Here is a 22,288-nt window from a genome sequence, read left to right as displayed (position 1 = left end):
GTAAAAAACATAATTTTGGCTTGGTCAATATCTATTTAATTTATAAATTAGTTAACATTTTATAAATTAAGAGCAATAAAGCTATGACTTTAGAAAAGATTATAGAGAATAGAATCAATCTAATTGAGAAAAGCAAACCCATTTACTTCACTCAGGTTGAGCAGCAAAAATTTGGAATTGAATTTATCTACTACATCTCAATTTTATTCTTATTATTAGGAATTGCATTTGCTCTTTTAAGCTCTATGAATATTTCCTCATTCAGTAATAGATGGATGAACTCTGGACTATTCTACGCATGTTCTCTTGCTTTTCAGTTGAAAGTATATGGCTATGGAAAATATATCACACTAAAAAAACACAAATCCTATCTGAAAAAAATTTGTAATCAAGTAACAGATTATAAATCATCCCTTCCTGATTCTGTTAATGCCGAATTTGAAAATGAATTAAGATCTAAGACGATAATCGTGATGAACGTTTTATTGATTTCACTAGGTCTATTGGGAGGTGTTTGCTACTTAGAGAAATTTGAAATCTGGGTACACTTTGACTTGGTTCTCTTCCTAACATTAAGCATATATGGACTTCTCTGTTTCCATAAAATTCAAAAAATCAAACAAATTAATCTTGCTTTCAATGCTGAATTTAAGAATTACACAATCAAGTATTAAAAAAACAAAAGCCCTATTGAAGTGAATCAACAAGGCTTTAAATATCTTATACGGTTACCTACAGAGTAAAAGCAAGACTAAAAAGTAATTTTTCTTGTACCGGATTTAAACTCACTCCTGCTCTCACTGGTAAAGAATATTGCTCGCTAAATTTAATCTTATCGTATACGGTCATTCCCATATTTACAACATTCATTTCATCAGCATAAAAACCTTTAGCTGGAGTCATTCCCAGAGCCCAAGCGACTTTCTTACCTCCAATAAAATTAGAATATCCCAATTCAACATAGGTCGAATAGCGCTGATCGTTATCGGCATCACGATCGTACTCTCCGTAAAACAAAACAGAGGTCATGATTGAAATAGGAAACTTTTCGCACCCCTTATATTTAGCAACAGCATCAAAAAAGTGAACACTTTTATCGCTATCGAAATCAAAGAAATCAGAATTTTCAAAATCAACATTAGGACAATAAAAATCGTAAAGGCTAAACTCAAAAAGAGAGGTGTTGTAGCTCACATAAAAATCAACCTCTTGATACGACTCATCAAGAGCATATGATCCCCAAACCCCATAAGAGAATTTACCAATTTGGAAATTCAGTGTTGGTTCAATACAGGGTGCATTTCCCGAAAATCGTGCACGCCAAACATGTCGGCTTACTACATCAACGCTTAATGATACATCTGTTTTTTTTGACTTATCACTAGCTTGTGCATTTAAAGTCAATAAGACTGCCATTGATAATAATAGCAAACTTCTAAAAATTCTCATTCGTTCTGGTGTTTGTTGTTTAAAGCTTGTTTTGATTTAAGTTAAAGGAAACATGATAAATATCATCTAAAACGCTTGATTGACAAGGCTTAGAAAACATTTCCTTTTCTCAAAATCGATGCAAAAGTAGAATAAAAATCAATCCAAAATAATAGAAGCTTAAAAAAAACAATATTTTTTTAGAAAGCTAAATATCACACCTCTTCAACAGGACAACAAAACACTAATAATAAGGAAGATATGAATGATCCAGTAGGGATTCACTAACGTTGCATAAATTAAATAATGGTCTACATGACTTCGTAGTAATCGGGCATTACGAACATTAATATCACATATACAATCAGGCCTGGGAAACCTGCACTAAAAATAGAAAGCAAAACATAAGCTACACGAACAAGAGTAACATCTAAACCTAGATATTCTGCGATTCCAGCACAAACGCCAGCAATCATTTTATTCGATGATCGTTTTAATTTTTTTCTCATAAAATAGACACGTTAATTCACCGAAAATCTCACACATTGTTACCATTCAAAATGATTTGTGTAAGATTATCGGCGGTAAAAAAACGCTTGAATTAATCTTCAAACTCTTCGTCGTACAAGTCTTCTTGACTTTCTAACTCATCATTATAGAAAGTCTCTGCCTCGTCCATTACATCCTCAATAAGTTCCTTCTCTTTTGGTTCTTCATCAAGCCAGTAAATAGTTTGGCTAGAATTAAAATCCTCAACATCACATTCTATGATACAACGAGGGTCCTTTGTATGAATGATAAACAAAGTGTCTGGTAATTCTTGCGAATTATCCGCTAATAAAAATTTAGGTAGCATAATTGTAGTTTTATAAAAGCTTTTACAAAGATAAACATAGAAAACTTCTAAAGACAACAAAGTCAATAGAAAAACAAAAAAAAATGAAACGATAAAAAACTTACTCCCATTCTTTATGCTATTGCACTACACGTATTAAGTAATTTGCCGTATTAATTGCAAACCTTAATATAATAAAATATATATTACGCTATAATGATTAAAAATAAGAACGACCAGCGAAAGCTGGTCGTTCTTATTTCTAATTTGTCAACTTAAACCGGACCAATCGAAGAGGAACACCTGAAGCTTTCTTCAATGTTTGTAGCGCATAAATGTAACCATCACGAAACACTATTTTCGAAGGTGTAATTTGCAAATCATAGTCATCACAAACAAAACTGCTTTGACTAATGAATTGACCATCTTCTTTATAAATCCAAACATTAAATTTATTAGCATTCACCTCTTTCGGGAATTCAAAAAACAATAGGTTACCATCGGAGTCCTTTATAATATTTGAAAATACGGGTACTGCTAAAGGCTTAGAAATATTCTTAAAATCTTCTTCCATTTCGCTAATTACCTTTTTCAGAGCCTCTTTATTTTCTTCAGAAGAAACCCAGCTGGCAAAAATTGGATTCTTAATACTCTTATATCTATCTATAGCCCTCTGTTGTATCTCTTTTTGCTCTTTTACTGATACGTAATTACGAGCCCAGTCTATCTTATCTTTGGATTTTAACTTACCATTAAAATCATAAACCATAACCTCACCTGTATCAGGAATAGCAATAACTAATTCTTTACCAGAAACAGCAATATTTGGATGAGATGTTAAACCTTTATCATTTGTCAATGGCATTGTGTTAATAGAAAACATACCTCTTTCCTTAAAAGTATAGCTATATTGAAACATAGTCGTATGTCCTTTAGCAAAGGATCTATCGGTAAAGTGTTCCCATATTACATTCTCTTCATTAGTTTCGTAATCTACTATCGAAACAAAATCTCTAAACTGATCTTTCCAAATCACCCAACCTGCTACCGCAATTTTTGTATCACTGATAGGAATCATTTGCTTAGCCATATAATCAAGCTTAAGGGTTTTAATGTATTTCCCATTAAAATCACAACATACCATATTACCCATATTATCCAATTTTGTGTACAAATTATCATTAATCACACCCGCAATTGGATCAATACGCTTGAATTGTTTACCCTTACTGTTTTTAATTCCAAACTCTTTAATAAATTTTCCATCTGGAGAGAATTTACTGTAGTAATTTCGATATTGATGGTTGACAACAACTGAACCGTCTGGTAATAGCTTAAGCGATTTTCTATCGCCCATTGGTCTATTATAAATGGTATCGTAATAGGTTTCAAAAACCTGATTCCAATTGTTATTCTGAGCGTATTCCGTATCTGGAATTAATTTAACAGTTCCTTTTCTATAAATATCTAAAAGATTCTGTGATGACACAGACATTAGAATTCCAGAAAGCAGTATCGTAAATACAAATTTTCTCATTTTGTTATTTTTAAATTGAACAAATGCTTAGTTTTCTCTTAAATTTCACTCTACATAAAATTCAGTTACTTTACCTGTAGGGTCAACCACATTGATAATCATCTTTTGTTGGCTAATAGGTAAATTGGCATCGTAATCCTCATCAAAAGTCTGCAACAAGCTTATTCCATTTTGTTTCAGATCCCTGCTAATCGGGAAAATCATAACAAAAAACAAAAGAACACAAGCTGCTGACAAAGAATAAATCAATCTCTTTTTCAAAACAAGACGTCTCTTGTTTACCTGAAGAGGTAGAATCATTGGAGGAATTTCAATGTTATTTTGGGTTAATAAATTCAATGTTTTTTTAATATCACGAACCATATCTTGTTGAGCTTCTAATTTAAGAGCACATTGCTCACAATGAGCCAAATGATCCTTTACAGAAACACGCTCTTCTAAATTTGTTTCCTCATCAATATACTTCTGAATTAATTCATTAGTTATACAGCTCATCACATTGACATTTTAATTCGATCTCTATTTTTTTTAATATTCTAGATAGCGTTTTACCCACTGAAGTGAATTTAATTTTGGTGACTTCTGCTATTTCCTTATAGGATAATCCTTCGCTATATAAGATAACCAGAAAACGTTCATCAGGCCTCAGTCTATCCAAGGCTAAATTAATAGCAGCTTTCGCAGCTGAATTATCATTGTCCTCATCTTCAATTTTACTTGCCTCAATCAAATCGATATTTTCAAATCGCTTCTTCTCTCTCCAATAGTCAATACACTTATTGTATGTTGCTCTATAAAGCCAACTTTTGGGGTATTGAACTTTTTCGCCTCGATTTACCTTATCAAAAAAGTAAAGAAATACCTCCTGTACAATATCAGATACAACATCACCATCGTAAACCATTTTCCGTGCGACACGAAACATAGCCTCATAATTATCTGTGTATATTTTTTCGAAGGTCTCCAATAAGCTGCTTTTAATACTTAGTCGTAATTAAATGCTATTTGTGACAATTTTATTTAACTTTTCCTGAATTTTATTTTTCAGTTATCATCCCTATAAACACACCTAAAGTTAACATAGTTTTTAAAATTAAGTTTAAATATCAACAAACCTGTAACTTTTTATAAATACTTAGCGTCATATACACAGATTAACATTTTCACACAACTAACATTTAAATGATATGAAACAAATTAACAGAATTAGTTTATTCCTAATGGTACTCGTTTTAGGAACAACATCCTGTATCAACGCACAATTTTCAGGCGAAAAGGGTAATGGGAATTTAGTAAAACAAGATAGAGAGATTGGTCATTTCACAGCGATTTCAGCAGGCACTGGTCTTGATGTTTTCGTGGTACAAGGCGATAAAGAAGCCATAACAGTTGAAACTGACGACAACCTTCAGGATAATATCATTACCGAAGTTCGTGGAGGCAAATTAGTTGTAAAGGTTGAAGAGCGTATTCGCAGAGCTAAGGCTATGTCGGTATATATTACCTTAGTTGATGTCAATGAAATTCACATCTCAAGTGGTTGCGATTTCGAAACCAAATCAACAATTAAAGTTAAGGAATTAGATATCGAAGTGAGCTCTGGAGCTGACGCTAAATTAGACATTCATGCTGACAAACTTTCGTGTTCTGTTAGCTCTGGCGCAGATGCTGATTTATGGGGAACCGCAAAATACTTTTATGCAAAGGCAAGCAGTGGTAGCGATTTAGATGCTCATGAATTAACTGCTAAAATATGTAAGGCAAAAGCATCTAGTGGTGCTGATATCACAGTAAATGCTACTGAAGAAATTGACGCTTCTGCTAGTTCAGGAGGAGATGTTACTTACTATGGCAACCCAACTAAGGTTGACGTAAATACCTCAAGCGGTGGAGATGTTAATCGACGCTAATTCTCAATCGCTAAAAGAGCCTGTTCCAATGGAACAGGCTCTTTGTTTATAGCTCTTCAGGTGATCAGTAACACGATATCCCACCCCTTACTTCTTCTTTCTTTTACTCTCTACTTCTTCAATATAATCACCTAAACCTTCAAAAGGCAAATAGGTTTTAGGAATACCTAATTTTGCAGAAGGATCATTAGCCGATAAATCATTTTTCGCACCACATTCCGGGCAGGCAACTGTATGATGATTTGTAATTTCTAAAATCTTAACCACAATTTCACCTTGGCATTTTGGACATTCAATAATAACATCCTGATCGTTAAAATCCATAATATATTTATTTACAAGTGTTCACTTCTTTTCAAATCTAAACTTTACTGCTCAACATCTTTCATCGACAGTTGAATTCTTTTTCGAGCCACATCAACCTCAGTAACTTTTACATTAACGTGCTGATGCAATTGAACCACATCTGCTGGATTCGAAACAAAGCGATTGGCCAATTGTGAAATATGAACCAAACCATCTTGCTTAACTCCTACATCTACGAATGCTCCAAAGTTAGTGATATTGGTTACAATACCTGGTAACTCCATACCCAATTCCAACTGTTCAATTTTATATATCCCATCTTTAAATTGAAAAACTTTAATCACTTGACGTGGATCACGTCCTGGCTTTTCAAGCTCCTCCATAATATCCTTCAAAGTAGGCAAACCTATTTCAGATGTCACATAATCATTCAAACTTATCTTTGAACGAATTTCTTTATCGTTAATCAAATCCTCAACTGAGCATTTCTGATCTTTCGCCATTTCTTTAACAATACCATAAGCTTCAGGATGGACAGCTGAATTATCCAACGGATTTTTAGCATTCTGAATACGAAGGAAACCGGCACACTGCTCAAAAGCTTTAGCGCCCATGCGCTTAACTTTCATTAATTGTTTACGTGTCGTAAAGGCACCTTCTTCAGTTCGATAATCTACTATATTTTGAGCCAACTGAGGCCCCAATCCAGATACATAAGTCAACAAATGCTTACTTGCTGTATTTAAGTTGACACCAACCTTGTTTACGCAAGATTCAACAACCTGATCGAGGCTTTGTTGTAATAAATTCTGATCGACATCGTGTTGATATTGCCCCACACCTATCGATTTGGGTTCAATTTTAACCAACTCTGCCAGAGGATCCATCAATCTTCGACCAATGGAAACTGCCCCACGAACGGTCACATCATATTCAGGGAATTCCTCACGTGCGACCTTTGAAGCTGAGTAAATTGAAGCTCCAGCCTCACTCACTACAAACACCTGAACTTTTCTGTCGTAATGTAAATTGGTTACAAATCGTTCTGTTTCACGACCCGCCGTTCCATTCCCAACAGCAATAGCTTGAATATTATAAGTTTCAACCATATTAGTCAGCTTACGAGCTGCCATACTTCCCTGATTCTGGGGAGCATGTGGGTAGATGGTTTCATTATGTAATAAATTCCCCTGAGCATCTAAGCAAACAACCTTACAACCCGTTCTAAATCCAGGGTCAATGGCCAAAACACGCTTCTGTCCTAAAGGAGAGGATAATAACAATTGTCTTAGGTTCTCGGCAAATACACGAATTGCTTCAATATCGGCTGCTTCTTTTGAGCTTTTGGCAAACTCAGTTTCAATTGAAGGGTTTAAGAGACGCTTATAGGCATCTTTCCCAGCTAATTCGACTTGCTTTGAAGACGAAGTTTGACCTTTCACAAAAATCCGATTTAACTTCTCTAAAACCTCATCTTCATCAGGTGCAATAGCAACTCGAAGAATCCCTTCTGCCTCACCACGACGCATAGCAAGTAATCGGTGAGATGCTGATTTCCGAAGTGGCTCCTCAGAATCGAAATAATCCTTAAACTTAATGCCTTCTTCTTCTTTCCCTTTTACCAGCTTACAACGAATGGAAGCTTGACGCTGAAAAATATTACGAACTGAACTTCGAGCAACTTCATTTTCATTAATCCATTCTGCAATAATATCTCTGGCTCCTTGTAAAGCTTCTTCCTCATTAGCTACTTCATCATTCAAGAATTGAGAAGCTTTTGATTCAGTATCCATTTCGTTTTGAGACATTAAAATCTTTGCTAAAGGTTCTAATCCTTTTTCTCGAGCTTTTACGGCTCTCGTTTTACGCTTAAGTTTGTAGGGTAAGTATAAATCTTCCAACTGATTAAGTTGGGTACATGCATTCAGTTTAGCTCGTAATTCATCGGTAAGCTTGTCCTGTTTTTCAATGGCATCAGTAATACTTTCCCGACGTTTATCCAACTCTTTTAAGCGAGCAAGTTCATCTTTAATATCCCCAATTTGAACCTCATCCAAACTACCTGTTCGTTCCTTTCTATAACGAGCGATAAAAGGCATTGTTGCTCCTTCATCAAGTAATTCTACGGTGTTTTTAACTTGGGAGGCTTGGATTCCCAAGCTCTTGGCTATATTATTGATATAATTCATTTTGCGACTTTTATTTAATCGAGACTTTCTTCAACTTGGTTTAAGAAAGAAAATTCTTATGTGTAGGTTCAATTAGTGATTCCCAAGGTACCTTTTAGCCTCTTCATTAGAACGCTCAACACAATCTTCCAATGAGAGTCCATTAAAGAAGTTTCCTGTGATATAAATTCCTGTTTTTTGTGCTTGAGAAATTATGGCAGCCAACCGTTCCTTGTGTCCTACTTTTATCAGTGGTAAAGTGTGATTGGCTTTCACAGGTTGTGGTATTTCATCTACCGCCAAAAGCCTAGCCATTGTAGTAGCTTGCTCCCCATTGGAAGCATCATCCTGTTGAAAATGACAAGCAAATCCTCTATATTTCTCATCAGGCAGCACATCACGAGTTACCATTGAATAGCAAGCTCCTTGCAGAGGAATAACGAAAGTTACAGGTTCAATACCTGGCTTATCTTTTTCTAATATAAGAGTCATTGATTCTAGATTCTGAATTGGAAATTCACTCAACAAATCAGCCAGTTCAGAATTCATAACATTTAGAAGATTCGAAACCTCTTTAGGAGAAGATGCAAATGCTAAATCTTTAGCCTGATACGAACTTCCATCTTCAGTTTGGATTGAGAATCCAACAGCCTTTTCAATCGAACTTACTCTTTTATTGTAAGCAATATCAATATTTTCATGTGCTAAAATAGCGTTGGCTATCGACGACATTCCTTTTTTTAGGATAAAGCTTTTGGGATGGCTTTCACTCTTTGTTTTTCTGCGTTTCAGAAAATATTCTGCAGAGAAATCATCGGCATTCTGGACAATGACTGCAGAAAACATGCGAGTAAAAACCTTATTATAATTTTTCTTACCTAGCACATTTGAGAAATACTCCTTTACCGTTTTGCCATCGCGTTTGGATACGATTAATTTTGGCACATTGGTCAATAATTCCCATTTTGACAAAGGAGCAAATATCTTCTCATGCTTATTGGTAAAAAGCTTCATACTCAATTTTTCTCGAGCTACAATATCAGCTTCTAATCCTATTGACTGAATTAAACCAATCACATTGGTATAACTCGAATAAAATGTATGAGCACCCATCTCCACCCAAAAATCATCATCACTATAAAGGGTATTCAAACAGCCTCCTGCCCTCTCATTAGCTTCTAGCAACAATACCTTTTTGCCCGATTGAGCAATTCTAAAAGCCATTGCGAGTCCACTTATACCGGCTCCAACAATAGCAATGTCGTAGTTTTCAGAGAGAGTCTTCATAGTAATGAGATATGAGTAATTAGATTTTAGTTCATGATTCCTATTTTTTCTTGAAAGGACGTTTCTTAAAAAACGTCTTAGGCCCTTTTCTTTTCGGTTTCGGGTTATATATGGGAGCTTCACCCAATTCTGCAGGTACAGGGATTTTAAAGATCTCTTTCTCAATCAAATCTTCAATATTCTTAAAATCCATCTGATCTTTTTCGGTAATAAAGGTCAAAGCAACTCCTTCAGAAGCCGCACGAGCGGTACGTCCAACTCTATGCACATAATCCTCAGCATCCCTAGGCACATCAAAATTAATGACCAAATCGATTGAATCGATATCAATCCCTCGGGCTATAATATCCGTAGCAACTAAAATTTGATACTTCCTGTTTCTAAAGCCTCTAAGGACCTCTTCACGTTCGTTTTGCTCCAAATCGGAATGAATCCCTTCAACTGCAAATTTCTGACGTTTTAGCTCTTTAGTCATCGCTTTAACGTTCAACTTGGTTGAAGAAAAGATAATCACAGATTTTACGTCTTTATCTTTGAGTAAGGTTCCAATCAAAGGAATCTTCTGAGTATCATAAAGCATATAAGCCGCTTGCAAAACGCCTTCTGCTGGCTTCGATATCGCAATATTAATACTCTCAGGATTCACCATGATACTACTAGCCAATTTTCTCATCTGCTCAGGCATAGTTGCTGAAAACATTAAGTTTTGGCGCTGCTTAGGTAGATGATTTACTATTTGCATTAAATCCTCATAGAATCCCATGTCGAGCATTCTATCTGCTTCATCAAGAATCAAGTGTTTAACCTGTTTAGTATTCACATAACCCAAATTCAAGTGGGAAATTAAGCGCCCTGGTGTTGCTATAATCACATCAGCTCCAGTCATTAACCCCTTCTTTTGCTGATCCCAAACTCCAGAATCGCCACCGCCATAAACTGAAAGTGATGAAATGGAAAGGAAATAAGCAAAACCCTGCATTTGTTGATCAATTTGCAAAGCTAATTCACGAGTAGGAACCAATATTAAAGTACTGAATCCTTCAATTTTATACTTTTGGATTTTATCCATGATTGGCAATAAATAGGCCGCAGTTTTACCCGTACCTGTTTGTGCACAAACGATTAAATCCTTATTATCTATAATTTGTGGTATGGCCAACTCCTGAACAGGAGAAGGTGTTTCGAAGCCCATAGCATCAAGGCCTTCCATGATGTCGGGACAAAAGTCAAGTTCTGAAAATTTCAAGTTTTCTGAAGAATTATTATATGAATAATATGAAACATGAGATTGAGTTTTCTTCAAATTTATAGCTTCCATGACTTACAGAACCCATCTCATAATATAATACCAAATTGGTGTCTCAATAGCCGCCTGTCAGTTTGCTTTAACCACTTTTAAAGACCCATCCGAAGATACAAAAAAGAATTGAAACGCATCATAAGATAGATCCATCAAACTCTTCTCTTCCATATACGTTATAAGTTTGGGCTATTTACAACCCAAACTTTAATGTCTTACTTGTTTACTCTACATACAATACTAATCCCTTTAGGTAATCTCCTTCAGGGTGGAAAATATTTACTGGGTGATCGGCTGGCTGATTCAATTGGTGAAGAATTCGAACACGACGTCCAGCATTAGCTGCAGCAACAAAAACTGCTTTTCTGAAATCTTCTTTACTTACAGCTTGCGAACAAGAAAAGGTAAACATGATTCCCCCTTTTTTAATGGCTTGAAAACCTTTCAAGTTTAATCGTTTGTAACCTTTAAGCGCATTTGATAACACTTTCTTGTGTTTTGCAAATGCAGGAGGATCTAAAACGATTAAATCATATTTCTGATCAGAATCATCTAAGTATTTAAAAGCATCAGTAGCAAATGCCTCATGTCTCTTATCACCTGGGAAGTTCAATTCAACATTTTCATTGGTTACCTCTATAGCTCTTGCTGAGCTATCAACTGAGTGAACCAAATTGGCACCTCCACGCATGGCATAAAATGAAAAGCCACCTGTGTAACAGAACATATTCAATACCGATCGTCCTTTTGAATAGCGCTCCAATAAAGATCTGTTTTCACGTTGATCGATAAAGAAACCTGTTTTTTGTCCTTCTAACCAATCCACCTTAAATTTTAAGCCATTCTCGATAGCTGTAAAATCCTTAATTTCTCCCAATAAGTAGCCGTTAGTAGGTTCAATTCCCGATTTGAAAGGAATAGTCCCTTCTGATTTATCGTAAACGGCAATCAACTCATCTCCTAAAACTTCTTTTAAGGCCTCAGCTATTTCAGCACGATGCAAATACATCCCTACCGAATGAGCTTGGATTACAGCAGTGCCTGCATAAAAATCCACAATTAAACCAGGCAAGCTATCGCCTTCACCATGTACCAAACGACACACATTATTGTTCTCGATGCCTAATAAAGCAATTTCACGACGAACACGACAAGCTGAAGCTAATCTTTCAACCCAAAAGTCTTTATTTATCTCAACAGGTTCGAAACTTAAAATACGAACAACAATAGAACCTATTGCAATATGTCCTACTGCCAAAAATTCATCATCATTACTGTAAACCGATACCAAATCCCCTTCTTCTAACCCCTCGTCAACACGAGCAACAGCCCCTGAAAAAATCCAAGGATGAAAACGTTTAATCGAGTTTTCTTTATCTTTCTTTAATACAACTTTGGGATAATTAATCATGAAAATTCTTATTTATAATTGACTCAAGTAAAAACTAAAGTCCGTGTTATTTTAATTCTTAAATCTGAAATATCAAATCGTATTATCTAGCAATACTAGCCCTTAAAGCATTGTAAATCTCTAATGAAACCCAGGCGTCAGTTGCAGCATATCGCAATTGTCCTACGCTCAATTCAACAGCCTCCCAATTTGAAACCTGCTGACGTTTCGAAATTCTAATTTTTAATACGATAGCTGCTAATTTTTTTAACGAAAAATTTTCAATTCCAAAACTAGACACATATTGCTGAAGTTCTAAAAATGAGTTCCCATCAAAATCACTGATATCTTGTAAACCTTTGATATCATCCTTAATGGCTGCACCTACTTTTATAATCTCAGGATCGCTTAACAAATCGATAATAGGAAAAGGTAAGCCTATTCTATTCAATCGAAACAAAAAACTTTTCTCAAAACTTGATAATTGTAATAAAGCCACAGAATTAACATTCCCCTTAGTAAAAGAGGGCTTGGTCTCTGTATCGAATCCCAGAACTGGAAATTGCTTCAAATACTCAACTGCTTCTTCTAATCCTTCATCACTATCAATTATCACAATTTCACCTTCGAAAGCTTCTAAAGGGAGGTTATTGATTTCTTCTTTTGTAATAGTCTTCTGAAAACTGATCATTCTTTATATTTTTCATCGTCCGCTGATCATCTGCAGGCTGGTCATTTTATTGCTAATTAATAGCTATTCTTCTTCATTTCCCCACTGCTGCTGACGCTGAGAAAATATTGACTGGCTCATATCTAATCGATCTATAGAGGATGATGCTTGATCATTCAAATCATCTTCCATTTTTTCCGGGTGTGCCAATAAATAATGAATCGCTCTCAACGAATTAACAACCGACTGGCCCCAATACTGGTAGAAATTATTATTCAAATCCCATAGGGCATCATTCATAATATCAACACTTGCGATACGGTACGAGGTTAAAAAATCCTTAAGATCTTGATAGATATCAGCAAAATTCTCAGAAATAGAGGCAACAATAGGCTCATCGCTATCGCGCATACCATCATCAAAGACTTCAAGATATTCGTCATTAGCTCCCATTTTTTCAATCACAGCAGTTCTAATATATTCCCAGTCTCCTTCACCTACAAACTTCTCTATCTCTCCATCAAACTGATTCTCTACCTTTGGTAATAAACTTGCCTTTAGATATAATAGAGGTAATAGTTTTTGCGAACGATCGATAAAATCCATTTTTGAAATCTTACCGCTCGATTCCAAGAGTATACAAAACTCATTGGCAACAGTCACAAATTCTATGGTATTCTTATCGTAAACCTGATGTTCAAAATTCTCTTCCATTTCTCAAATTCTAGTGTAATCATGCAAAATTAATAAGATTTTGACAATAATGATTGATCTGGATACAATTCTCACGGATTCAAGCCAATCGAATCTTATCATCTTGGGAAGTTTCAAGCTCATCATTGTCCATCATGATACGAATAACCTCCAAAAGTTTCTTTTCAGGGTATTGGCTAGCTTCAACTAATTCATAAACTGAACTTTCGTCTTTAGCCAAAGTTTGTTTTATTTCTAACTGGATTAGCTGAAACATTTTATTTTCAATATCATCATCTTTTTCCTTACAAACATCGCATTCTCCGCACACTGGCGCATTCAATTGTCCGAAATATTCCAACAATGATTTAGATCGACAAGTCGCCGTAGATTCTGCATAAGACAGTACAGAATTAATTTTTTCTTCAAACTTCTCTTTTCTATTCTGATATACTTCCTTAGTAAACTTAAGATATTGCAGAGGTAATCGTTCTTGGGTATATATAATGAATGGTGTTTTCTTCTTTGGAATATATTTTATAATACCATGCTGAGACAAATCTTTCAAGTTGTCAATCAGAATTTTCACTTCAATTTTCTTTCTGTAAGCCAAAGAATCTAAATTAACAGGCACATAATCTGTAAACAAGCCAGTATAGGTTCTAAGAAGCAGTTTTATAAAATCGTCTTGTTGTTTGTTTTCCAACTGATATCGATATAAATCATCCCGATTAATCGCAAAATGCAATTTTGTTGAATGCTCTAAATCATCTGTGATTTCAAGATAGCCAGCTCTTTGCAATATTTTAAGACTATTATAAGCATGGAGAACATTAAATTTAAATTTCTGACAGAAGAGGGCTAAATTAAAATCAAATACAGCATCCTTGCCAGCACCTTCAGCAATTTGCAAGAAATTACCCACAGCCTGATAAACTCTCTTTATAGTATCAATTTCTGGATACGAAGTTTTTATTCTTTTAAGCAATTGAACTTTATCTGGATTCGAATAAAGCATCACAGCATAAGCTCTTTTGCCATCACGACCTGCACGACCTGCCTCCTGGAAATAGGCTTCTAGAGTATCAGGTAAATCCAGATGAACAACGGTTCGTACGTCAGATTTATCAATCCCCATTCCAAAAGCATTGGTTGCAACCATCACTTGAACTTTACCTTCCCTCCATCTCTCCTGCCTCATATCTTTTAAAGCATTATCAAGACCTGCATGATAGAATTCAGCCTTAATCTGATTCAATTTAAGAAACTCCGCGATTTCCTTACATTTTTTCCTACTCCGTGCATAAACAACAGAACTGCCTTTCTGCTTTCTAAGAATTTTTAATAAATAACGGTTTTTATCTTCAATATGCCTTACTAAATATGACAGATTAGAACGCTCAAAACTTTTTCTGAAAACATTTTTCTTTGCAAAACCTAATCGATCCTGAATATCGTCAACAACCTCGGGTGTTGCCGTAGCCGTAAGTGCTAAAACTGGTACTTCAGTTAAAAGTTCTCGAAGGTGGATGATTTTTAAATAGGATGGGCGAAAATCATAGCCCCATTGCGAAATACAATGAGATTCATCTATAGCAATCAAACACACTTTCATGCTTAAAAGCTTTTCCTGAAAAATTGCTGTACTTATTCTCTCTGGCGATATATATAGAAACTTATTATTACCATAAAGACATTTATTCAAAATCACTTCAATCTCATCTCGCGTCAAACCAGAATAAATCAATTCGGCCTTAATACCTTTTTCTTTTAGGTTAAAGACCTGATCCTTCATTAATGCTACCAAAGGTGAGACTACGATACAAAGTCCATCCATAGCAAGAGTAGGGACCTGAAAAGTCAAAGATTTGCCTCCTCCTGTTGGCATTAAACCCAAAGTATCACAACCTTTAGCTACAGAATGGATAATATCCTCTTGTAAAGGTCGAAATTCATCGTAACCCCAATATTTTTTTAAGACTTCGTGATAGATACTCATTTAACTCTAAAATTCAGTGAATCTTATAACAGACAAAACAAACAACTCTCTAAAACAAAGGAAAGTGCAGATGTTTCAGAAATTTAATATACACATAAAAACTTCAATAAACATGTCCTAATTTCGCATTATTTCCATACAAAACTAAGCATCTAAAATCAATTAACACTTTTTTAGATTATTGAACAAGACTTATCACACTATTTTTTTGTAATTTCGCATGCAATTTAAATCTAAAATTATTGCATAATGTCATTCGTATCTGATAAAATTGTTTCCGATGGATTAACATTTGACGACGTCCTTTTAGTGCCGGCTTATTCTGAAGTCTTGCCTAAGGATGTAAGTCTAAAAACTCAATTCTCACGCACCATTACGCTGAACACCCCAATTGTCTCAGCAGCAATGGATACCGTAACAGAATCAGCTCTAGCTATTTCTATTGCACGTGAGGGTGGAATTGGAGTTATCCACAAAAACATGAGCATCGCTGCTCAAGCAAAACAGGTTTTAACGGTTAAGAGAGCCGAAAACGGGATGATTTATGATCCTATTACCATTGCTTCAAACAAGACGGTAAAAGATGCTCTTGCTCTTATGAAAGAGTACAAAATTGGCGGTATTCCTGTTGTTGATGAAAACAAAGTGCTTCTTGGAATTGTAACCAACAGAGATTTGCGTTTTGAGCTACAGATGAACAAAGCCATTTCTGAAGTCATGACTTTTGAGAACATCGTAACCACTAATGCAGGTACTGACCTTGATCAAGCTGCTGCCATTCTTCAAGCACATAAAATTGAAAAATTGCCAGTTCTCGACTCAGACAACAAGCTTATCGGTTTGATTACTTACAAGGATATTACCAAGGCGAAAGACAAGCCTTTTGCCTGTAAGGATGAAAAAGGTCGTTTAAGAGTTGCTGCTGCAGTAGGTATTGCAGCTGATACGCTTGATAGAGTTGATGCTTTGGTAAAAGCTAATGCTGACGCTATTATTATTGATACAGCTCACGGTCACTCTAAAGGTGTCGTTGACTTATTGAAAAAAGCAAAAAAGCAGTATCCTGACATGCAATTCATCGTTGGTAATATCGCAACCCCTGAAGCCGCTTTAATGCTTGTAGCAGCAGGTGCTGATGGTGTAAAAGTCGGTATTGGTCCAGGGTCAATTTGTACAACTCGTGTTATTGCTGGTGTGGGTGTACCACAGCTATCTGCAATCTACGAAGTTAGCAAGGCTCTAGAAGGTACTGGTGTTCCGGTAATTGCTGATGGTGGCCTACGTTATTCAGGTGATATCGTAAAAGCTCTTGCTGCTGGTGCAAATTCAATTATGGCAGGTTCATTACTTGCTGGTGTTGAGGAATCTCCAGGAGAAACAATCATTTTCAATGGTCGTAAATTCAAAGCTTACCGTGGAATGGGATCAATCGAAGCTATGGAAAAAGGTTCAAAAGATCGTTATTTCCAGAGTGATGAAGATGATATTAAAAAATTAGTTCCAGAAGGAATCGTAGGACGTGTACCTTATAAAGGAACCCTTTATGAGGTAATCTATCAATTACTTGGTGGCTTGCGTGCTGGAATGGGCTATTGTGGATCGGCTAATATTGAAGCTCTTCACAATGCTAAATTTGTAAAAATTACAGCTTCGGGTATGGCAGAAAGTCACCCACATGATGTAGCAATTACACGTGAAGCTCCTAATTATAGCAGATAATCTTCTTGAAGATTAATATTATAATCGGCAATTGGTCATTTGACTGATTGCCGATAATATTTGAGTTAAAAACTTATTAAAGCCTAACTATGACAAGAAATATCATCTTACTAATAATTCTTCTAGGATTTATATCATGTAACTCAAAAAACACACTTGATAATCCTGCTGTAGCAAAAGTTGATAATTCTTACTTGTATCTAAATAAAATAAGAGAGCTTATCCCCAATAACAGCTCAAAAGAGGACAGCATAATCATTGCTCAAAATTACATCCACCAATGGATAAAAAAACAACTTCTTGTATCAAGAGCTGAACTCAACCTTTCCAGCGAAGATCAGGATGTGGAAGAAATGGTCGAAGATTACCGTTCTTCACTGATCATTCATAAGTACCAACAGCATTTAATCGAGCAAAAGCTCGATACTATTGTTTCACACGCCGAAATTGACAAATACTACCGCGATTATCCAAGTAATTTCCTATTAAACCGTAATATTGTCAAGGCTGTTTACATTAAAATTCCTAAACCTCTACCACAAGCTAAGAAGATCAAACAGATCTATAAATTAAAGAAAGATGAAGATTGGGATAAATTAGAGGACTACTGCTTTCAAAATGCCACAAAATTTGATAATTTTAGCGAGCAATGGATTTATTCTCAAATTTTACTTAGTCAAACCCCCATCAAGGTAGGAGACGAAGAAAATTTTCTAAGAAGAAATAAGTACTTCGAAGCCGAGGATAGTACATTTCATTATTTAATAAATATTCAAGATTATAAACTAAAAAAGGAGATTGCTCCTCTATCATTTGTAAATCAGGATATTCGAAAAATAATTATCAATAAGAGAAAAATACAGTTTATTAAGAACATGGAAGAAAGTATCTTCAGAGATGCCGAATCAAAAAACAAATTCAAAATTTACTAACCTATCACATATGCGCAACATTATTTTTAAAGTCTGCACGTCATTAGCCTTATTGGCTATCGTTTTCTCGACGAGTCAAGCACAGGATAATTCGATTGATAAGATCATTGCTGTAGTCGGCAATCAGGTGGTCTTAAAATCAGACGTAGAAAACCGTTTCCTAGGCCTAAAAGCTCAAGGTTACGAAGCTGGAAGTGTAGATTTAAAATCTGAAATTTTTGAAGATCTTTTGATTGAGAAATTGATGATTGCACAAGCACAAGTCGATAGTATCGAAGTTACAGAACAAGAAGTTGAAAACGATATTCAACGTAAAATTGAAATGTATATTCAAAAAATTGGTTCTAAAGAAAAGCTAGAGCAGTATTTTAAGAAAAGTATTCCTGATATGAAAAATGAGTTACGTGATATGACTCGTAACGACAAAATCAAACAGAAAATGCAAGCTGAGATCACAAAGAATATTACAGCAACACCTGCTGAAGTTCGTGATCTTTATAGCAAGATTTCTCAAGACAGTTTACCCATAATTCCTGGTGAATTACAAATTCAACAGATTAGTAAAAGTCCAAAAATAACCGATGCTGAAAAAGATAGAATCCGTGAAAAACTAAGGATTTTCCGTGATAGAATTATGAAAGGTGAGAGTTTTGCTACTCTAGCCGTTCTTTACTCTGAAGATCCGGGTAGTGCACAACGTGGAGGTGAATTAGGCTATACACCAAGAGCCAACCTTGTTCCTGAATTTGCCAATGAAGCTTTCAACTTGAAAGCTGGAAAAATATCTAAAATTGTCGAATCGGAGTACGGTTTTCACATCATTCAGCTTATCGACCGTAAAGGAGATCGTATTAATGTTCGCCATATTCTGCTTAAACCTCGTATTAAACAAGAGGATAGAACTATAGCAACTGAAAAGCTAGATAGTATTGCTGATATGATTCGTAACGACAAAATTAAATTTGAAGAAGCGGCATTCTATTATTCAGATGATAAGGATACTAAGAACAATGGTGGTTTAATTGTAAACCCATACAATGCCAGTTCTAAATTTACAAAAGATGGCCTACCTCCATCAATTGCAAAAGCCGTAACCAAGCTTAAAGTTGGTGAAATATCGGAGGCTTTCCTTGATGATCAGCGTGGTCAGGAGACTTACAAAATCATTAAAATTAAGTCAGAAACAAAGCCTCACAAAGCTAATTTATCTGATGACTGGGGCCAGTTTGAGAACATGCTTAAGCAGCAGAAACAACAGGATTTGTTGAACAAATGGATTAGTGAAAAACAATCATCAACCTATATTAGTGTTGATGATTCATACAAGAATGCTAAATTCAGATTCAAGAACTGGATTAAGTAATATTTAAAAACACAAAAATCAGACTCAGCACTTGCTGTGTCTGATTCTTTGTTTTTGTTATTCATGAAAATTTAAATTTTCTATGATGAATTTTAAAACTGAAGTTGAGGCTGCAAATGCCTTAAAAAGTAAATATGACGCTTTACTTTCCGAGATCAAAAAAAAGATTTACGGTCAGGATGATATCATCAAGCAAGTCTTAATTTCTATTTTCAGCAACGGACACTGCCTTTTAGTTGGTGTACCTGGTCTAGCAAAAACACTTCTGGTTAATACTATTTCTCAAGCTCTGGACTTAAAATACCAGCGAATTCAGTTTACGCCTGATTTAATGCCATCAGACATTATTGGTACTGAAATTTTAAACAGCGACAGACAGTTCAAATTTATTCAAGGTCCACTATTTGCAAATATTATTTTGGCAGATGAGATTAACCGAACACCTCCTAAAACTCAATCGGCTCTGTTAGAAGCTATGCAGGAAAAGGAAGTAACGGTTAATGGTAAAAATTATCAGCTCGATAAACCATTTTTTGTTTTAGCCACTCAGAATCCTATCGAACAGGAAGGCACTTATCCACTACCTGAGGCTCAGCTAGACCGTTTCATGTTTAGCATCTACCTTGATTATCCAAGCTTTGAGGATGAAATCAGTATTGTTGAAAACACGACTTCAGGAAAGACCTTTGAGATTGAAACGATCATGTCTGCTCAGGAAATTAGTTATTATCAAAGCCTGATTCAGAAAGTGCCTATCAACAACAACGTATTGGAATATGCAGTTAAGTTAGCCGCAAAATCACGACCAAATACAGAACACGCTAGTCCAATCACAAATAAATACATCAATTGGGGAGCAGGGCCTAGAGCTTCACAGTATTTGGTTATTGGTGCCAAAGCCCATGCCATTATTTCGGGCAAGTATTCTCCAGATATCGAAGATGTAAAAGCGGTAGCCGTTTCAATTCTTCGCCATCGAATAATGAAAAACTACAAAGCTGAAGCAGAAGGTATCAGCATTGAGAAAATCATTGAAGAGCTTCTTAATTAAGCTCTAATCAAAAAAAATATTCGTTCAAAACTCTTTTCATTCCTAAGTTATTATCAATGGCCAACATTGTAAAAAAATATTTGCCTCTTATATTACTAATGCTGATTACAGTACCTAATACATCATGGGCGCAAAAAAAATCCAAAATTCTAATTAAACATTCTAATTTTGGTAGAATAGACAACGATACCGATCCTGATGTCCAAAAATTAATTGGTGATGTCTATGTGACTCATCAAAATCTAAAAATGTATTGCGATAGTGCTTATCAAAATGGAAAAAAGAACGAAATTGAAGCCTTTGGTCATGTTCACATCATTAATTCTGATACCGTTCACATTTATGGCGACTATTTAAAATATGATGGCAACAGCCGACTGGCAGAATTACGTAAAAATATAATCCTAAAGAACCAAAGCGTAAAGTTAACAACTGATAAACTTGATTTCGATATGAATCTGAATATGGGTTACTACGATCAGGGGGGAACCATTATTGATTCTACAAATGTTTTAACGAGTATTATTGGACGCTACTACACCGAGCAGGACCTATTCTTCTTTAAAGATAGTGTCGTTCTTGAAAATCCAGATTACACCTTATATTCTGATACCTTAAAATATCAGACTGTTAATAAGACTATAAATATTCTTGGGCCGACTCGTATTGAAAGCGAAAAGGAAACGCTTTATAGTGAATCAGGGTGGTATAACACGCAAACAGGAATTTCTCATCTTCTAAAAAACACGACTGTAAACCGTGATAACTTTCAGATAAAAGGAGACAGTATTTATCTGAACAAGCATAATGAACTTGCTAAAGTATTCAGGAATGTTGAGCTTCAGGATACCATCAACAAGCTTATTTTAAGGGGGCATTATTTAGAAATGCACAAGGATAGTGAAAAAGCCTTTTTAACGGATTCTACACTCTTTATTCATGTGGGAGAACAAGACAGTTTATTCTTACATTCAGACACTATTCGAATCGAAAAAGACACAAATAACTTCAATAGAATATTAGCATATAATAAGGTTAAATTTTTCCGTAAGGATTTACAAGGAAAATGCGATTCGTTGAGCTATTCGTTTCAAGATTCTACTATGAGAATGTTTAATGATCCTATTATTTGGGCACAAGGCAATCAGATCACTGCAGATTCTATCAGTATTGAGAGTCAAAACAAGGCCATTAAATACCTCCACTTTAGAACCAATGCTTTCCTATGTTCAAGAGAAGACAGCACCCTTTACAACCAAATTAAGGGTCGAAATATGCTTGGGCATGTCAACAAAAATCATCTTGATAAGCTGGACATCATTGGTAATGGTGAAACCCTTTATTTCCCTCGAGACGAACATGGTATAATTGTAGGAATGAATGTCGCTAAAAGTAGCAAAATAAGTATTAATATTAATGGGAAGAAGATAGAACAGATCCTGTTTACAAAAAAACCAGATGGTAATATGTACCCTCTATTTGATATTATCAATCAAAAACGCTTTCTAAAGGATTTTGAATGGAAAGATCAGCTTCGACCAAAAACAAAAGATGATATCTTTATTTGGGAGTCTGCCATTGAAAAACTCCAAAACAAGCTCAAAAAACAATTCCAAAAATCAATTAAAGAGGATGTAGAGAACTAATTCCTAAATTGAAAATAAGGGCATAAAAAAACGTGAGATTTAGAATCTCACGTT

The 22,288-nt window shown here is 35.2% G+C and carries 21 protein-coding genes; 7 read left to right on the top strand and 14 right to left on the bottom strand.

Translation table 11 applies throughout. The annotated features are described in order from the left end of the window. Positions 1–83 precede the first annotated feature (83 nt). Positions 84–674, top strand: a complete 591-nt coding sequence (locus DWB61_RS16310) for a hypothetical protein (protein WP_125032004.1) — start codon at positions 84–86, stop codon at positions 672–674. 58 nt (positions 675–732) lie between these two features. On the opposite strand, the gene DWB61_RS16305 is transcribed toward DWB61_RS16310, so the two are convergent. The 6 genes from DWB61_RS16305 to DWB61_RS16280 form a co-directional block, all read right to left on the bottom strand. Continuing rightward, positions 733–1,449, bottom strand: coding sequence for a hypothetical protein (locus DWB61_RS16305; protein WP_125032003.1), 717 nt, complete (start codon positions 1,447–1,449; stop codon positions 733–735). Positions 1,450–1,739: 290 nt separating this feature from the next. Then, positions 1,740–1,937 carry a PspC domain-containing protein gene (locus DWB61_RS16300; protein ID WP_125032002.1) on the bottom strand — a complete coding sequence of 66 codons (198 nt, stop codon included), beginning with the start codon at positions 1,935–1,937 and terminating at the stop codon, positions 1,740–1,742. A 92-nt stretch (positions 1,938–2,029) separates the two neighbouring features. Continuing rightward, entirely contained in the window at positions 2,030–2,284 is a 255-nt protein-coding gene (locus DWB61_RS16295; RefSeq protein ID WP_125032001.1) for a hypothetical protein, read from the bottom strand. Positions 2,285–2,525: 241 nt separating this feature from the next. Then, the gene (locus DWB61_RS16290; protein ID WP_125032000.1) at positions 2,526–3,800 is read right to left on the bottom strand and encodes an NHL repeat-containing protein; all 1,275 of its coding nucleotides are present in this window, start codon (positions 3,798–3,800) and stop codon (positions 2,526–2,528) included. 45 nt (positions 3,801–3,845) lie between these two features. Beyond that, complete coding sequence (locus DWB61_RS16285; RefSeq protein ID WP_125031999.1) at positions 3,846–4,295, bottom strand: anti-sigma factor family protein; 450 nt, start codon at positions 4,293–4,295, stop codon at positions 3,846–3,848. Next, a complete protein-coding gene (locus DWB61_RS16280; RefSeq protein ID WP_125031998.1) occupies positions 4,279–4,767 on the bottom strand; it encodes an RNA polymerase sigma factor in 489 nt (162 codons plus the stop codon). The genes DWB61_RS16285 and DWB61_RS16280 overlap by 17 nt, the downstream gene beginning before the upstream one ends. Before the next feature lie 220 nt (positions 4,768–4,987). On the opposite strand from DWB61_RS16280, the gene DWB61_RS16275 reads away from it, so the two are divergent. Next, a complete protein-coding gene (locus tag DWB61_RS16275) occupies positions 4,988–5,710 on the top strand; it encodes a head GIN domain-containing protein (protein WP_125031997.1) in 723 nt (240 codons plus the stop codon). An 87-nt stretch (positions 5,711–5,797) separates the two neighbouring features. On the opposite strand, the gene DWB61_RS16270 is transcribed toward DWB61_RS16275, so the two are convergent. The 8 genes from DWB61_RS16270 to DWB61_RS16235 form a co-directional block, all read right to left on the bottom strand. Next, positions 5,798–6,034, bottom strand: a complete 237-nt coding sequence (locus DWB61_RS16270; RefSeq protein ID WP_125031996.1) for a hypothetical protein — start codon at positions 6,032–6,034, stop codon at positions 5,798–5,800. A 44-nt stretch (positions 6,035–6,078) separates the two neighbouring features. Continuing rightward, complete coding sequence (locus tag DWB61_RS16265; protein WP_125031995.1) at positions 6,079–8,205, bottom strand: Tex family protein; 2,127 nt, start codon at positions 8,203–8,205, stop codon at positions 6,079–6,081. A 72-nt stretch (positions 8,206–8,277) separates the two neighbouring features. After that, entirely contained in the window at positions 8,278–9,471 is a 1,194-nt protein-coding gene (locus DWB61_RS16260) for a protoporphyrinogen/coproporphyrinogen oxidase (protein WP_125031994.1), read from the bottom strand. Positions 9,472–9,511: 40 nt separating this feature from the next. Further along, a complete protein-coding gene (locus tag DWB61_RS16255) occupies positions 9,512–10,789 on the bottom strand; it encodes a DEAD/DEAH box helicase (protein ID WP_225423411.1) in 1,278 nt (425 codons plus the stop codon). Positions 10,790–10,994: 205 nt separating this feature from the next. Next, the gene (locus tag DWB61_RS16250) at positions 10,995–12,182 is read right to left on the bottom strand and encodes a class I SAM-dependent rRNA methyltransferase (RefSeq protein WP_125031993.1); all 1,188 of its coding nucleotides are present in this window, start codon (positions 12,180–12,182) and stop codon (positions 10,995–10,997) included. Between the two features lie 82 nt (positions 12,183–12,264). Further along, positions 12,265–12,852 (bottom strand): 3'-5' exonuclease, encoded by a 588-nt coding sequence (locus tag DWB61_RS16245; protein WP_125031992.1) that lies wholly within the window; start codon positions 12,850–12,852, stop codon positions 12,265–12,267. Positions 12,853–12,915: 63 nt separating this feature from the next. Then, positions 12,916–13,545 (bottom strand): DUF5063 domain-containing protein, encoded by a 630-nt coding sequence (locus DWB61_RS16240; RefSeq protein ID WP_125031991.1) that lies wholly within the window; start codon positions 13,543–13,545, stop codon positions 12,916–12,918. 79 nt (positions 13,546–13,624) lie between these two features. Continuing rightward, positions 13,625–15,523 (bottom strand): RecQ family ATP-dependent DNA helicase, encoded by a 1,899-nt coding sequence (locus DWB61_RS16235; RefSeq protein WP_125031990.1) that lies wholly within the window; start codon positions 15,521–15,523, stop codon positions 13,625–13,627. A 249-nt stretch (positions 15,524–15,772) separates the two neighbouring features. Here DWB61_RS16235 and guaB point away from each other — a divergent pair, with 249 nt between their 5' ends. The 5 genes from guaB to DWB61_RS16210 all read left to right on the top strand — a co-directional run bounded on the left by guaB (position 15,773) and on the right by DWB61_RS16210 (position 22,234). Continuing rightward, complete coding sequence (gene guaB, locus DWB61_RS16230; protein ID WP_125031989.1) at positions 15,773–17,242, top strand: IMP dehydrogenase; 1,470 nt, start codon at positions 15,773–15,775, stop codon at positions 17,240–17,242. An 89-nt stretch (positions 17,243–17,331) separates the two neighbouring features. Further along, on the top strand, positions 17,332–18,174 hold the full coding sequence (locus DWB61_RS16225) for a hypothetical protein (protein WP_125031988.1): 843 nt from the start codon (positions 17,332–17,334) through the stop codon (positions 18,172–18,174). 10 nt (positions 18,175–18,184) lie between these two features. Then, a complete protein-coding gene (locus DWB61_RS16220) occupies positions 18,185–19,537 on the top strand; it encodes a peptidylprolyl isomerase (protein ID WP_125031987.1) in 1,353 nt (450 codons plus the stop codon). 85 nt (positions 19,538–19,622) lie between these two features. Continuing rightward, positions 19,623–20,588, top strand: a complete 966-nt coding sequence (locus DWB61_RS16215) for an AAA family ATPase (RefSeq protein WP_125031986.1) — start codon at positions 19,623–19,625, stop codon at positions 20,586–20,588. A gap of 56 nt (positions 20,589–20,644) precedes the next feature. After that, positions 20,645–22,234, top strand: a complete 1,590-nt coding sequence (locus DWB61_RS16210) for an OstA-like protein (RefSeq protein WP_125031985.1) — start codon at positions 20,645–20,647, stop codon at positions 22,232–22,234. Positions 22,235–22,288: the final 54 nt, after the last annotated feature.

This window comes from Ancylomarina euxina (assembly GCF_003863355.1).
GTDB lineage: Bacteria > Bacteroidota > Bacteroidia > Bacteroidales > Marinifilaceae > Ancylomarina > Ancylomarina euxinus.
Note: the sequence above shows the minus strand (reverse complement) of the source record. Positions and strands in the feature narration are given on the sequence as shown.

What these genes read in the sequence shown, in the direction of transcription:
- DWB61_RS16235 (WP_125031990.1), bottom strand. Translation starts at nt 15,523, where the DNA reads ATGAGTATCTATCACGAAGTCTTAAAAAAATATTGGGGTTACGATGAA.
- DWB61_RS16245 (WP_125031992.1), bottom strand. Translation starts at nt 12,852, where the DNA reads ATGATCAGTTTTCAGAAGACTATTACAAAAGAAGAAATCAATAACCTC.
- DWB61_RS16270 (WP_125031996.1), bottom strand. Translation starts at nt 6,034, where the DNA reads ATGGATTTTAACGATCAGGATGTTATTATTGAATGTCCAAAATGCCAA.
- DWB61_RS16295 (WP_125032001.1), bottom strand. Translation starts at nt 2,284, where the DNA reads ATGCTACCTAAATTTTTATTAGCGGATAATTCGCAAGAATTACCAGAC.
- guaB (WP_125031989.1), top strand. Translation starts at nt 15,773, where the DNA reads ATGTCATTCGTATCTGATAAAATTGTTTCCGATGGATTAACATTTGAC.
- DWB61_RS16225 (WP_125031988.1), top strand. Translation starts at nt 17,332, where the DNA reads ATGACAAGAAATATCATCTTACTAATAATTCTTCTAGGATTTATATCA.
- DWB61_RS16265 (WP_125031995.1), bottom strand. Translation starts at nt 8,205, where the DNA reads ATGAATTATATCAATAATATAGCCAAGAGCTTGGGAATCCAAGCCTCC.
- DWB61_RS16275 (WP_125031997.1), top strand. Translation starts at nt 4,988, where the DNA reads ATGAAACAAATTAACAGAATTAGTTTATTCCTAATGGTACTCGTTTTA.
- DWB61_RS16300 (WP_125032002.1), bottom strand. Translation starts at nt 1,937, where the DNA reads ATGAGAAAAAAATTAAAACGATCATCGAATAAAATGATTGCTGGCGTT.
- DWB61_RS16310 (WP_125032004.1), top strand. Translation starts at nt 84, where the DNA reads ATGACTTTAGAAAAGATTATAGAGAATAGAATCAATCTAATTGAGAAA.
- DWB61_RS16255 (WP_225423411.1), bottom strand. Translation starts at nt 10,789, where the DNA reads ATGGAAGCTATAAATTTGAAGAAAACTCAATCTCATGTTTCATATTAT.
- DWB61_RS16210 (WP_125031985.1), top strand. Translation starts at nt 20,645, where the DNA reads ATGGCCAACATTGTAAAAAAATATTTGCCTCTTATATTACTAATGCTG.
- DWB61_RS16250 (WP_125031993.1), bottom strand. Translation starts at nt 12,182, where the DNA reads ATGATTAATTATCCCAAAGTTGTATTAAAGAAAGATAAAGAAAACTCG.
- DWB61_RS16290 (WP_125032000.1), bottom strand. Translation starts at nt 3,800, where the DNA reads ATGAGAAAATTTGTATTTACGATACTGCTTTCTGGAATTCTAATGTCT.
- DWB61_RS16240 (WP_125031991.1), bottom strand. Translation starts at nt 13,545, where the DNA reads ATGGAAGAGAATTTTGAACATCAGGTTTACGATAAGAATACCATAGAA.
- DWB61_RS16215 (WP_125031986.1), top strand. Translation starts at nt 19,623, where the DNA reads ATGAATTTTAAAACTGAAGTTGAGGCTGCAAATGCCTTAAAAAGTAAA.
- DWB61_RS16260 (WP_125031994.1), bottom strand. Translation starts at nt 9,471, where the DNA reads ATGAAGACTCTCTCTGAAAACTACGACATTGCTATTGTTGGAGCCGGT.
- DWB61_RS16220 (WP_125031987.1), top strand. Translation starts at nt 18,185, where the DNA reads ATGCGCAACATTATTTTTAAAGTCTGCACGTCATTAGCCTTATTGGCT.
- DWB61_RS16305 (WP_125032003.1), bottom strand. Translation starts at nt 1,449, where the DNA reads ATGAGAATTTTTAGAAGTTTGCTATTATTATCAATGGCAGTCTTATTG.
- DWB61_RS16285 (WP_125031999.1), bottom strand. Translation starts at nt 4,295, where the DNA reads ATGAGCTGTATAACTAATGAATTAATTCAGAAGTATATTGATGAGGAA.